This is a genomic window from Citrobacter sp. MGH106, from assembly GCF_001037495.1.
Taxonomy (GTDB): Bacteria; Pseudomonadota; Gammaproteobacteria; order Enterobacterales; family Enterobacteriaceae; genus Citrobacter; species Citrobacter murliniae.
The window spans coordinates 370,352-384,007 of the sequence record NZ_KQ089822.1 but is presented as its reverse complement, the minus strand read 5'-3'; the positions used below and the strand labels follow the sequence as shown (position 1 = coordinate 384,007).

The window sequence follows — 13,656 nt, the reverse complement described above, 5'->3', positions numbered from 1 at the left end:
CATGTTGATTCTGAAGAATGTCACCGCAGTTCAGCTACACCCGGCAAAAGTACAGGAAGGCGTCGATATCGCCATCGAAAATGATGTCATCATCGCTATCGGCGACACCCTGACGCAACGCTATCCTGACGCCCGCTACAAAGAGATGCATGGTCGAATTGTGATGCCAGGCATTGTCTGCTCGCATAACCATTTTTACTCGGGTTTGTCCCGAGGAATTATGGCGAATATCGCCCCCTGTCCGGATTTCATCTCGACGCTGAAAAATCTCTGGTGGCGGCTCGATCGCGCTCTTGATGAAGAGTCGCTCTATTACAGCGGGCTAATTTGTTCACTGGAGGCTATCAAGAGCGGATGTACCACGGTTATCGATCATCATGCTTCCCCTGCCTATATCGGAGGGTCGCTCTCTACACTGCGCAACGCATTTTTAAAAGTTGGTTTGCGTGCGATGACCTGTTTTGAAACCACCGATCGTAACAACGGCATCAAAGAGTTACAGGAAGGGGTAGAAGAAAACATCCGTTTCGCCCATCAGATTGACGACGCGAAGAAATCCGCAATGGAGCCGTATCTGGTGGAAGCACATATCGGCGCTCACGCACCATTTACTGTTCCAGATGCAGGTCTGGAAATGCTTCGCGAGGCGGTAAAAGCAACGGGACGTGGTTTACACATTCACGCAGCGGAAGATTTGTATGACGTCTCTCACAGCCACCACTGGCACGGCAAAGACCTGCTGGTACGCCTGGCGGACTACGATCTCATCAACAGTAAAACGCTGGTCGCTCATGGGTTGTATCTGTCGAAAGAGGATATCGATCGGCTTAATCAGCACGATGCGTTCCTGGTGCATAACGCCCGTTCTAACATGAACAACCATGTCGGCTATAACCATCACCTTAGCGATATCCGCAATCTTGCGTTGGGAACTGACGGCATCGGTTCAGACATGTTTGAAGAGATGAAATTCGCCTTCTTTAAACATCGTGACGCTGGTGGTTCGCTGTGGCCTGACAGTTTTGCCAAAGCCCTGGCTAACGGCAACGAACTGATTAGCCGCAACTTCAGCGCAAAATTTGGCCTTCTGGAGGTCGGTTATAAAGCCGATTTAACCATTTGCGATTACAACTCACCGACACCACTGCTGGCAGACAATATCGCCGGACATATCGCCTTCGGTATGGGTTCAGGCAGCGTTCACAGTGTGATGGTCAACGGCGTGATGGTTTATGAAGACCATCAGTTTAACTTCGACTGCGATTCCATTTATGCGCAAGCCAGAAAAGCTGCCGCCAGTATGTGGCGTCGGATGGATGCGCTGGCATAAATGACAGATCCCCTCTTCTTTCAGAGAAGAAGGGAAATTAAGGAAAGAAGATGATTGAACAATTTTTCAGGCCCGACTCGGTAGAACAGGCGCTGGAACTAAAGCGCCGCTACCAGGATGAAGCTGTCTGGTTTGCCGGGGGCAGCAAACTTAACGCTACACCAACCCGGACGGATAAAAAAATTGCCATTTCTTTGCAGGATCTGGAACTGGGCTGGGTTGACTGGGATAACGGGGCACTGCGCATTGGCGCAATGTCGCGCTTACAGCCTCTGCGCGATGTACGCTACATTCCAGCGGCGCTGCGGGAAGCGCTCGGTTTTGTCTACTCCCGCCATGTCCGTAACCAGTCCACTATCGGTGGCGAAATCGCCGCCAGGCAGGAAGAGTCCGTGTTACTTCCGGTACTGCTGGCACTGGATGCTGAGTTGGTTTTTGGCAACGGCGAAACACTGTCGATTGAAAACTATCTTGCCGATCCACGCGACCGACTGCTGACTGAAATTATCATAAAAGATCCGTATCGCACTTGTGCTACTCGAAAAATTAGCCGTTCCCAGGCGGGGTTAACCGTGGTTACCGCAGCAGTTGCATTAACAGATCACGACGGTCTGCGGATCGCGCTGGATGGTGTCGCCAGCAAAACATTGCGCCTGCACGACGTAGAAAAACAAAATCTGGAAGGTCGCGCACTGGAGCAAGCCGTCGCCAGGGCGATTTTCCCCGTGGGGGATATTCGGGGTAGCGTCGCGTATAAACGCTATATCACGGGAGTTGTAGTAGCCGACCTGTATACCGACTGCCAACAGGCTGGGGAGGAAGCCGTATGATCATCCACTTGACTTTAAATGGCGCTTCCAGGGAACTAAAGGTTAATCCTGCTGAAAACGTACAAAAGCTGTTGTTTAACATGGGTATGCACTCTGTACGCAACAGTGATGATGGTTTCGGTTTCGCCGGTTCTGATGCGATTATTTATAACGGCAACATCGTCAACGCCTCCCTGCTTATCGCTGCTCAGTTAGATCAGGCAGAAATCCGCACCGCTGAATCCTTAGGTAAATGGAACGAATTAAGTCTGGTTCAGCAGGCAATGGTTGATGTCGGCGTAGTCCAGTCCGGTTACAACGATCCGGCAGCATCTCTGATTATCAGCGATCTACTCGATCGCGTTGCAGCACCAACCCGCGAAGAGATCGACGACGCGCTTTCTGGCCTGTTCAGCCGCGACGCTGGCTGGCAGCAATATTATCAGGTCATTGAACTGGCGGTTGCGCGAAAAAATAACCCACAGGCGACGATTGATATCGCTCCGACTTTCCGCGACGACCTTGAGGTCATTGGTAAGCACTATCCGAAAACCGATGCCGCTAAAATGGTGCAGGCAAAACCCTGCTATGTTGAAGACCGCGTGACAGCTGACGCCTGCATCATCAAAATGTTACGCAGCCCTCACGCCCACGCGCTGATTACACATCTGGATGTCAGCAAAGCCGAAGCTTTGCCAGGCGTCGTTCACGTTATTACTCACCTGAATTGCCCGGACATCTACTACACCCCGGGCGGTCAAAGCGCACCAGAACCTTCACCGCTCGACCGTCGCATGTTCGGCAAAAAAATGCGTCACGTTGGCGATCGCGTAGCCGCTGTTGTAGCCGAAAGCGAAGAGATTGCGCTGGCAGCACTGAAACTCATCGACGTTGAATATGACGTTCTCAAGCCGGTGATATCAATTGACGATGCGATGGCGGAAGATGCCCCAGTAGTACACGACGAACCGGTGGTTTATGTCGCTGGCGCGCCAGATACGCTGGAAGAAGACAATAGCCATGCAGCCCAGCGTGGCGAGCATATGATCATTAACTTCCCAATCGGTTCACGCCCACGCAAAAATATCGCGGCCAGCATTCATGGCCATATCGGCGATATGGACAAAGGTTTCGCCGATGCCGATGTGATCATTGAGCGAACCTATAACTCAACTCAGGCTCAGCAGTGCCCTACTGAAACTCATATCTGCTTTACCCGTATGGATGGCGATCGTCTGGTGATCCACGCCTCTACTCAGGTACCGTGGCACTTGCGCCGTCAGGTAGCACGCCTCGTCGGCATGAAGCAGCATAAGGTTCATGTCATTAAAGAACGCGTTGGCGGCGGCTTTGGTTCCAAACAGGACATTCTGCTGGAAGAAGTATGCGCATGGGCAACTTGCGTGACCGGACGTCCGGTTCTGTTCCGCTACACCCGCGAAGAAGAGTTTATTGCCAACACCTCACGCCACGTAGCGAAAGTCACCGTCAAACTGGGGGCGAAAAAAGATGGTCGCCTGACGGCAGTGAAAATGGATTTCCGCGCTAATACAGGCCCTTACGGCAACCATTCACTCACCGTACCGTGTAACGGACCGGCCCTGTCGTTGCCGTTATATCCGTGCGATAACGTCGATTTCCAGGTCACCACCTACTACAGCAACATTTGCCCAAACGGTGCTTATCAAGGTTACGGCGCGCCAAAAGGTAACTTCGCCATCACCATGGCGTTAGCAGAACTGGCGGAACAGTTGCAGATTGACCAACTGGAAATTATTGAGCGTAACCGGGTACACGAAGGTCAAGAACTGAAGATCCTCGGCGCTATCGGCGAAGGCAAAGCGCCAACCTCCGTCCCTTCTGCCGCCAGTTGCGCGCTGGAAGAGATCCTGCGACAGGGACGTGAGATGATCCAGTGGTCTTCGCCGAAAGCGCAGGAAGGTGACTGGCGTGTGGGGCGAGGCGTCGCCATTATCATGCAGAAATCGGGGATACCAGATATCGATCAGGCTAACTGCATGATCAAACTGGAATCTGATGGCACGATTATTGTCCATTCAGGCGGTGCAGATATTGGCACCGGCCTGGATACCGTGGTGACAAAACTGGCGGCAGAAGTGCTACATTGCGCGCCACAGGACGTACATGTTATTTCTGGCGACACCGACCATGCGTTATTTGACAAAGGCGCATATGCCTCGTCCGGCACCTGTTTCTCCGGGAATGCAGCACGTATGGCGGCGGAAAATCTGCGCGAGAAAATCCTCCTCCACGGAGCCAACATGCTGGGTGAACCACTGGAAGATGTCCAACTGACCACTCCGGGCATCGTCCGCGGGAAGAAAGGAGAAGTCAGTTTCGGAGAAATCGCTCATCAAGGAGAAACCGGTACTGGCTTTGGTTCACTGGTGGGAACCGCCTGCTATATCACACCTGATTTTGCCTTTCCATATGGGGCAAACTTTGCCGAAGTTGCCGTAAACACCCGTACGGGTGAAATCCGTCTGGATAAATTCTACGCTTTGCTGGACTGTGGCACACCGGTCAACCCAGAGTTAGCGCTGGGTCAGATCTACGGCGCCACCATGCGTGCTATCGGTCATAGCTTGAGTGAAGAAATCATTTACGACGCCGAGGGTCACCCATTGACACGCGATTTGCGAAGTTATGGTGCGCCAAAAATTGGCGACATTCCGCGTGATTTCCGCGCCGTTCTGGTACCAAGTGACGATAAAGTCGGCCCATTCGGTGCTAAATCGATCTCAGAAATTGGCGTAAATGGCGCAGCTCCGGCGATTGCAACTGCTATTCACGATGCCTGCGGCGTCTGGTTGCGCGAATGGCATTTCACTCCGGAGAAAATACTCACCGCACTGGAAAAAATATAAACCATAACTGGCCGCTCCGGCGGCCAGTTTCCCTGTTTTATAGATAACTAAATAGTGACTGCGAAAATGAGATAAGCCGTTCTCAAGGCGTCCTGCGCCCCAAATTCGTGGGAATTTATTTTACTGATTCAGATGATCAAATTTACTTTAAAAGGAGTGAAGGGATGTCTGATATAAACCGTGCAGGCTCCGACCTTATATTTGAACTGGAGGACCGCCCTCCCTTTCATCAGGCAATCATTGGCGCAATTACTCATCTACTGGCAATTTTCGTTCCGATGGTGACACCCGCGCTAATTGTGGGTGCGGCATTACAGCTTTCCGTAGAAACCACTGCCTATCTGGTTTCCATGGCGATGATCGCTTCCGGCATTGGCACCTGGTTACAGGTAAACCGTTATGGCATCGTGGGTTCCGGTTTACTCTCTATTCAGTCAGTCAATTTTTCATTTGTTACGGTCATGATTGCTCTGGGCAGCAGCATGAAAAGCGACGGTTTCCACGAAGAATTAATCATGTCGTCGCTACTTGGCGTCTCCTTCGTGGGCGCATTTCTCGTGGTCGGTGCTTCATTTATTCTCCCTTATTTACGCAGAGTGATTACTCCCACCGTCAGCGGTGTCGTCGTGTTGATGATTGGCTTAAGTCTGATTAAAGTCGGCATCATTGATTTTGGTGGCGGCTTTGCCGCCAAAAGTAGCGGCACGTTCGGCAGTTACGAACATCTTGGCGTCGGATTGCTGGTTCTGATTGTGGTTATCGGTTTTAACTGCTGCCGCAGTCCGCTTCTGCGCATGGGCGGTATCGCCATTGGTTTATGCGTTGGCTATATCGTTTCGTTATGCCTGGGCATGGTTGATTTCAGCAGCATGCGCAATCTGCCGCTCATCACCATCCCACATCCATTCAAATACGGATTTAGTTTCAGCTTTCATCAGTTCCTGGTTGTCGGCACGATTTATCTACTTAGCGTGCTGGAAGCGGTAGGCGATATCACCGCCACAGCGATGGTTTCCCGCCGCCCGATTCAGGGGGAGGAATATCAGTCGCGTCTGAAAGGAGGCGTGCTGGCGGATGGACTAGTCTCTGTCATTGCCTCCGCGGTCGGTTCATTGCCATTAACCACCTTTGCACAGAACAACGGCGTGATTCAGATGACTGGCGTCGCCTCACGTTATATTGGACGGAGCATCGCGATAATGCTGGTGATCCTCGGGTTATTTCCAATGATCGGCGGCTTCTTCACCACTATTCCCTCAGCGGTTCTGGGTGGCGCAATGACGCTGATGTTTTCCATGATTGCAATTGCCGGTATCCGCATCATTATCACCAACGGATTAAAACGACGTGAAACATTGATCGTCGCTACCTCTTTGGGTTTGGGTCTTGGCGTTTCATATGACCCCGAGATTTTTAAAATCTTACCCGCCTCTATTTATGTATTAGTTGAAAATCCTATTTGTGCCGGAGGGTTAACCGCAATTGTTTTAAATATCATTCTCCCAGGAGGCTACCGACAAGAAAACGTTTTGCCAGGTATTCCCTCAGCGGAAGAGATGGATTAACAGTAAAGGAGTTAATGATGTCAGGCGAACACACGTTAAAAGCAGTTCGAGGCAGTTTTATTGATGTCACCCGTACGGTTGATAACCCGGAAGAGATTTCCTCTGCGTTGCGATTTATCGAAGATGGATTGTTACTGATTCGCCAGGGGAAAGTGGCATGGTTTGGCGAGTGGGAAGAGGGAAAATATCAAATCCCTGACTCCATTCGTGTCCGCGACTATCGCGGCAAGCTGGTAGTCCCGGGCTTTGTCGACACGCATATCCATTATCCGCAGAGTGAAATGATCGGCGCCTATGGCGAGCAGTTGCTGGAATGGCTGAACAAACACACCTTCCCCACCGAGCGTCGTTATGAAGATTTAGAATACGCACGCGAAATGTCGGCGTTCTTCATCAAGCAGTTATTACGTAACGGCACTACCACGGCGCTGGTGTTTGGTACTGTTCATTCGCAGTCGGTGGATGCATTGTTTGAAACCGCGAGTCATATCAATATGCGAATGATTGCCGGCAAGGTAATGATGGATCGCAACGCGCCAGATTATCTACTCGACACGGCAGAAAGCAGCTATCAGCAAAGTAAGGAGCTAATCGAACGCTGGCACAAAAATGGCCGCCTGCTGTATGCCATTACGCCACGTTTCGCCCCCACCTCAACGCCCGAACAGATGGCGATGGCACAACGCCTGAAAGAAGAGTATCCCGATACGTGGGTACATACTCATCTGTGTGAAAACAAAGATGAAATTGCCTGGGTGAAATCACTTTATCCTGAACACGATGGCTACCTGGATGTTTATCATCAGTACGGTCTGACAGGTAAAAACTGCGTCTTTGCTCACTGCGTCCATCTGGAAGAAAAAGAGTGGGACCGCCTGAGCGAAACAAAATCCAGTATCGCTTTCTGTCCGACCTCCAACCTTTATCTTGGCAGCGGCTTATTCAATCTACAAAAAGCATGGCAGAAAAAAGTGAAAGTCGGCATGGGAACTGATATTGGCGCAGGAACCACCTTCAACATGCTGCAGACGCTGAACGAAGCGTACAAAGTGTTGCAGTTACAGGGGTATCGCCTCTCAGCTTATGAAGCGTTTTATCTTGCCACCCTGGGCGGTGCGAAATCATTGGGGCTCGACAACCTGATCGGCAACTTTATGCCAGGTAAAGAAGCCGATTTCGTGGTGATGGAACCGACAGCAACGCCGCTTCAGCAACTGCGCTATGACAACTCTGTTTCTTTAGTCGACAAATTGTTCGTGATGATGACGTTGGGCGATGACCGTTCTATATACCGCACCTACGTTGATGGTCGTCTGGTGTACGAACGCAACTAATAATAAAACCTTAACATCCTCGTGAGGACATCATTATGTCTGGAGACATCCTACAAACACCGGACGCACCAAAGCCCCAAGGCGCGTTGGATAATTATTTTAAAATTACAGCTCGTGGCAGTACCGTTCGTCAGGAAGTGCTGGCGGGTTTGACCACCTTTCTGGCCATGGTTTATTCCGTTATCGTGGTTCCCGGCATGCTAGGAAAAGCGGGGTTTCCTCCTGCGGCAGTTTTTGTCGCCACCTGTCTGGTCGCAGGTTTCGGTTCCCTGTTGATGGGGTTATGGGCTAATTTGCCGATGGCGATTGGCTGCGCCATTTCACTTACCGCATTTACCGCATTTAGCCTGGTGCTAGGGCAACAAATTAGCGTGCCTGTCGCGCTGGGCGCGGTCTTTCTGATGGGCCTCATCTTCACCGCCATCTCCGTAACGGGTATTCGTACCTGGATATTGCGTAATTTACCGATGGGTATTGCACACGGTACAGGTATCGGTATTGGTCTGTTCCTGCTGCTGATTGCCGCCAACGGCGTCGGTATGGTCATCAAAAATCCGATTGAAGGCTTACCTGTGGCGCTTGGTACGTTTACCTCTTTCCCGGTGCTGATGAGTTTGCTGGGATTAGCGGTTATCTTCGGTCTGGAAAAGCGCCGCGTTCCAGGCGGGATCTTGCTGGTCATTATCACCATCTCGATCATTGGCTTAATTTTCGATCCAACGGTGAAATACCACGGTCTGGTAGCCATGCCCAGCCTGACTGGCGAAGATGGAAAATCCCTTATATTCAGCCTTGATATTATCGGTGCGCTTCAGCCAACCGTGCTCCCGAGTGTACTGGCACTGGTGATGACCGCAGTGTTCGATGCCACTGGCACCATCCGTGCGGTTGCTGGTCAGGCGAATCTTCTGGATAAAGACAATCAGATTATTAACGGAGGTAAAGCACTAACCAGCGATTCAGTAAGCTCGATATTTTCAGGCCTGGTAGGCGCAGCCCCTGCAGCTGTCTATATCGAATCTGCGGCTGGGACTGCTGCCGGCGGCAAGACAGGTCTGACTGCGACTGTTGTAGGCTTTCTATTCCTGTTGATTCTGTTCTTATCACCGTTGTCGTTTCTGATCCCCGGTTATGCCACAGCCCCCGCACTGATGTACGTTGGTCTGCTGATGTTAAGTAACGTCTCGAAACTGGACTTCAATGACTTTATTGATGCTATGGCAGGACTGGTTTGCGCGGTATTCATCGTCCTGACCTGCAATATCGTTACCGGTATTATGCTGGGCTTTGTAACGCTGGTGGTGGGCCGCGTATTTGCGCGCGAATGGCACAAACTGAATATCGGTACTGTTATCATTACCGTCGCCCTGGTCGTGTTTTACGCAGGTGGATGGGCAATCTAAGAGAAGCTCCGCGCCATACAAGCGCGGGGGTTTTATCAGAGAAAATTCTCGCCGCTGGCAGCAATACGCTGCTGGCGGATCCGCTTAAGTTCTCCCTCCGTCATCAACTGTAACGCCTGCGTCGGGCAGGACTCGACACAGGCAGGCCCTTCAATCCGATGTTCGCAAAGATCGCATTTCACGATCAATGGACGTACATTTCCCGGCAACATCTGAATGGTGATCATGCCAAACGGGCATGCACAGGCACAACTCTGACAACCAATACAACGGTCGGCGTTTGCCTCCACTAGCTGCTCCCCCATGGTCAGCGCCTGTACCGGGCAAGCCCCTACACACGGCGCATTTTCACACTGGTGACACATCACCGGTGCGCTTACGCTATCCAGACGCTGTACCTTTAAGCGCGGTAGAAAAAAACTGGCATTCAACTCCAGTTCTAACGGATGAGCAACCACGCAAGCCACTTCGCAAGTACGGCAACCAATGCAGTCATTTTGATTGACAATAATTAACGATTTCATTGCGATGCCTTCGTATCAAACATAGCTAACATATCGCGCGCCGCCTGCCTTCCTGCCGCCATTGCGGTGACCACCAGGTCTGCGCCATGAACGGCATCACCACCCGCAAAGACTTTTTTCAGATGCGTTTGGGTAGATAAATGTCCCGCGTCGCCGGCTTTAATCAGGCCATATTTATCGAGTTTAATACCGCTACCTTGCAACCACGGCATCGCATGCGCCTGAAAACCAAATGCCATAATCAGGACATCGGCGGGCAGCTCAAATTCAGAACCAGCCACCGGGCAAGGACGACGTCGACCATCTGGCCCCGGTTCTCCCATTGCGGTGCGGATCAAACCAACCGCAGTTAAGTGCCCGTCATCATCACAGGCGATATATTGCGGCTGAACATTAAACTGGAATTCAACCCCTTCTTCGCGTGCATTGACTACCTCTTTGCGGGAACCAGGCATACTGACTTCATCACGACGATAAGCACAAATCACGCTGGCGGCATTCAGACGAATGGAGGTACGCAGGCAATCCATTGTCGTATCTCCGCCACCCAACACAACAACCCGTTTACCTGCAACATCCGTCTGCGGATACTCTTCAGATTCAGGCAGCCCCATCAACTGTCGGGTATGCGCAGTAAGGAACGGTAATGCCTGAATCACACCGGATGCATCTTCATTCGGCAACTCCGCACGCATCATGCCGTAAGTACCAACACCAAGGAAAACGGCATCATATTCCGCCGTTAAATCGCTAAAGGAAATGTCGCGGCCAATTTCACAGTTGAGATGAAAGTCGATCCCCATCGCCGTGAAAATCTCCCGCCGTTGGCTTAATACCGTTTTGTCCAGCTTGAAGGACGGAATACCAAAAGTCAGCATACCGCCGATTTCGGGATGCCGATCAAACACATCCGCATGCACGCCAGCCCGCGCAAGAATATCGGCACAGCCCAGCCCTGCGGGCCCTGCGCCAATCACCGCCACTCTTTCCATGCGAGGTATAACCTGGCTGACATCGGGGCGCCAGCCCATCGCCAGCGCGGTATCAGTGATGTAACGTTCCAGATTACCGATAGAGACTGCGCCGGTGTGATCTTTCAACGTACATGCCCCTTCACAAAGCCGGTCCTGTGGGCATACCCTGCCACAGATTTCTGGCAAGGAGCTGGTCTGGTGGCAACGTTCTGCCGCTTCGATAATCCGTCCTTCTTGCACCAGTCGAATGTAGTCTGGAATGGCGTTATGCAGCGGACAATGCCAGTTACAGTTAGCTTTTTCGGCGCACCAGACACAGCGGTCACTTTCATAAGCAGCTTGTTGTTGATCCAGCCCACAATAAATTTCGCCAAAGTGCGTTTTCCGCTCGCTCGCTGAAATTTTATCTGCGCCTTTGCGCGGATTAACAGGGAGTAACGCCGCGCGGCGGGATGATGGTAGTTCCTCTGCTGCTTTTCCCTCTGCGGTTCTACGCTGACGCCTCATTTTTATCTGCTGTAACCCTTTGCCATCCATCAGCCGTAACGCCTGCGTTGGGCAAACTTCAACACAAGCTTGCGTGCCAGAATCTCGCTGAAAACAAAGGTCGCATTTCAATGCGACCACGTTATTCATCTCAATGACACCAAAGGGGCAAGCGATTGCGCATCTTTTACAACCAATACACTTTTGTTCATCCAGCTGTACGCTATCTGCTTGAAAAGTTAGAGCATTAACGGGACAAGCCGTAACGCAAGGGGCATTATTGCAATGATGGCAAGCAACGGGATTTGCGGCCAGTCCTTTCCCAACAACATGGAGACGAGGTCGAAAATCACTCTGACTCTGTGGCCAGTTTTCATGATTATGCGCCACCGCACAGGCAATTTCGCAGGCATGACAGCCTATACATTCCGCAGCATCAGCAGCGATAAACTTATTCATTCGTATCCCTTTCACTTGATGAGTTTTTGTCTTCTCAAATGTTGCGATGCAATAAACGGGCATATATTAGGTAGCGTATCTGTATTAATTGCAATTTTGGAACTTAGATCAAATTATTGCTCCGCAATCTATGCCGCTTTCATTAATTGATCATCGTAACCAAAAATAGGGACTTCAGGATTAAAAGTAATAAATGCGAGAGCTCGGTATGCCAGAATGATTAAAGAAATATCAATATGAGAAAATTAGAGATAATTTCACTACCCATTTATTTTCTCATCTATTCTGTTTAACTACGATTATGTGATTACCTCCGCATTTCCACCTTATAAGCTCGCCTCCTCGCTAAAACTGGCATCCCACGAGCATGTCTTTATTCAGTTTTATGAAGGTAAACGGTTGCTTTTTAATTTGGCGAGCTTAAGGAGAGACGCATGAGCGCCATAGATTCTCAACCTCCCTCATCTTCAGGGCTAGAGCGCCCCACTGATGAAGTTGACCGCATATTATCACCAGGAAAGCTGATCATACTCGGTCTGCAACACGTGCTTGTTATGTATGCAGGTGCGGTCGCTGTACCGCTGATGATTGGCGACAGGCTTGGCCTCTCCAAAGAGGCTATCGCAATGCTCATAAGCTCCGATCTCTTTTGCTGCGGTATCGTCACGTTGTTGCAATGTATCGGCATCGGTCGTTTTATGGGCATTCGCCTGCCCGTCATTATGTCGGTAACCTTCGCTGCCGTGACACCGATGATTGCCATCGGGATGAACCCAGATATTGGTCTGCTGGGGATTTTTGGCGCGACCATCGCAGCGGGTTTTATCACCACATTATTAGCACCGCTCATCGGCCGCTTAATGCCATTGTTCCCACCGCTGGTTACTGGTGTGGTAATTACCTCTATCGGTCTTAGTATCATTCAGGTTGGCATTGACTGGGCCGCAGGCGGTAAAGGTAATCCGCAATATGGTAATCCCGTCTATTTGGGGATCTCCTTCGCCGTTTTAATTTTCATCTTGCTCATCACTCGCTATGCGAAAGGATTTATGTCCAACGTCGCCGTATTACTGGGGATTGTATTTGGTTTTTTCCTGTCGTGGATGATGAACGAAGTTAATCTGTCCGGATTATATGATGCGTCGTGGTTCGCGATTGTCACGCCAATGTCGTTTGGCATACCGGTGTTCGATCCCGTCTCTATTCTGACCATGACCGCTGTGTTAATCATCGTGTTTATTGAGTCTATGGGGATGTTCCTGGCCCTAGGGGAAATCGTCGGTCGAAAACTCTCTTCACAAGATATTATTCGCGGGCTGCGCGTAGATGGCGTCGGGACAATGATTGGAGGTACGTTTAACAGCTTTCCGCATACTTCATTTTCGCAAAACGTCGGTTTGGTCAGCGTAACGCGCGTTCATAGCCGCTGGGTGTGCATTGCTTCTGGCATCATTTTGATGCTATTCGGCATGGTGCCAAAAATGGCGGTGCTGGTGGCTTCTATTCCGCAATTCGTTCTTGGCGGCGCGGGGCTGGTGATGTTCGGCATGGTGCTTGCAACCGGGATTCGTATTCTGTCGCGTTGTAACTACACCACCAACCGTTACAACTTGTATATCGTCGCAATCAGTCTTGGCGTGGGTATGACCCCGACACTTTCTCATGACTTCTTTTCTAAGCTGCCGGCCGTACTGCAGCCCTTACTACATAGCGGCATTATGTTGGCAACCTTTAGCGCCGTTGTACTGAACGTCTTCTTTAATGGCTACCAGCATCATGCCGATCTGGTTAAGGAATCTGTTACTGATAAAAATTTGAAAGTCAGAACAGTCCGTATGTGGCTTCTGATGCGCAAGCTAAAGAAAAATGAGCATGGAGAATGAT

At 50.7% G+C, this 13,656-nt stretch carries 9 protein-coding genes; 7 read left to right on the top strand and 2 right to left on the bottom strand.

Annotation, left to right across the window (positions count from 1 at the left end):
- The first annotated feature begins 1 nt into the window (after nt 1).
- From ssnA to ghxQ, 6 genes are all read left to right on the top strand, one after another.
- The gene (gene ssnA / locus SK36_RS01770; RefSeq protein WP_048220603.1) at nt 2-1,330 is read left to right on the top strand and encodes a putative aminohydrolase SsnA; all 1,329 of its coding nucleotides are present in this window, start codon (nt 2-4) and stop codon (nt 1,328-1,330) included.
- 50 nt (nt 1,331-1,380) lie between these two features.
- Nucleotides 1,381-2,160 (top strand): molybdopterin-dependent oxidoreductase FAD-binding subunit, encoded by a 780-nt coding sequence (gene ygfM / locus SK36_RS01765; RefSeq protein WP_048220602.1) that lies wholly within the window; start codon nt 1,381-1,383, stop codon nt 2,158-2,160.
- A complete protein-coding gene (locus SK36_RS01760) occupies nt 2,157-5,027 on the top strand; it encodes a molybdopterin-dependent oxidoreductase Mo/Fe-S-binding subunit (RefSeq protein ID WP_045447212.1) in 2,871 nt (956 codons plus the stop codon). Before ygfM ends, SK36_RS01760 begins: the two co-directional genes overlap by 4 nt.
- A 164-nt stretch (nt 5,028-5,191) precedes the next feature.
- Entirely contained in the window at nt 5,192-6,592 is a 1,401-nt protein-coding gene (gene xanQ, locus SK36_RS01755) for a xanthine/proton symporter XanQ (RefSeq protein WP_045447215.1), read from the top strand.
- A 17-nt stretch (nt 6,593-6,609) separates the two neighbouring features.
- A complete protein-coding gene (gene guaD, locus SK36_RS01750; protein ID WP_045447218.1) occupies nt 6,610-7,926 on the top strand; it encodes a guanine deaminase in 1,317 nt (438 codons plus the stop codon).
- A 35-nt stretch (nt 7,927-7,961) separates the two neighbouring features.
- On the top strand, nt 7,962-9,329 hold the full coding sequence (ghxQ, locus tag SK36_RS01745) for a guanine/hypoxanthine transporter GhxQ (protein ID WP_045447221.1): 1,368 nt from the start codon (nt 7,962-7,964) through the stop codon (nt 9,327-9,329).
- Between the two features lie 35 nt (nt 9,330-9,364).
- Here the strand turns inward: ghxQ and SK36_RS01740 are convergent, their stop codons facing one another.
- Nucleotides 9,365-9,853, bottom strand: coding sequence for a 4Fe-4S dicluster domain-containing protein (locus SK36_RS01740; RefSeq protein ID WP_048220601.1), 489 nt, complete (start codon nt 9,851-9,853; stop codon nt 9,365-9,367).
- Nucleotides 9,850-11,772 (bottom strand): formate-dependent uric acid utilization protein YgfT, encoded by a 1,923-nt coding sequence (ygfT, locus tag SK36_RS01735; protein WP_048220600.1) that lies wholly within the window; start codon nt 11,770-11,772, stop codon nt 9,850-9,852. The genes SK36_RS01740 and ygfT overlap by 4 nt, the downstream gene beginning before the upstream one ends.
- A 434-nt stretch (nt 11,773-12,206) precedes the next feature.
- On the opposite strand from ygfT, the gene uacT reads away from it, so the two are divergent.
- Nucleotides 12,207-13,655 carry a urate/proton symporter UacT gene (uacT, locus tag SK36_RS01730; protein ID WP_045447229.1) on the top strand — a complete coding sequence of 483 codons (1,449 nt, stop codon included), beginning with the start codon at nt 12,207-12,209 and terminating at the stop codon, nt 13,653-13,655.
- Nucleotide 13,656: the final 1 nt, after the last annotated feature.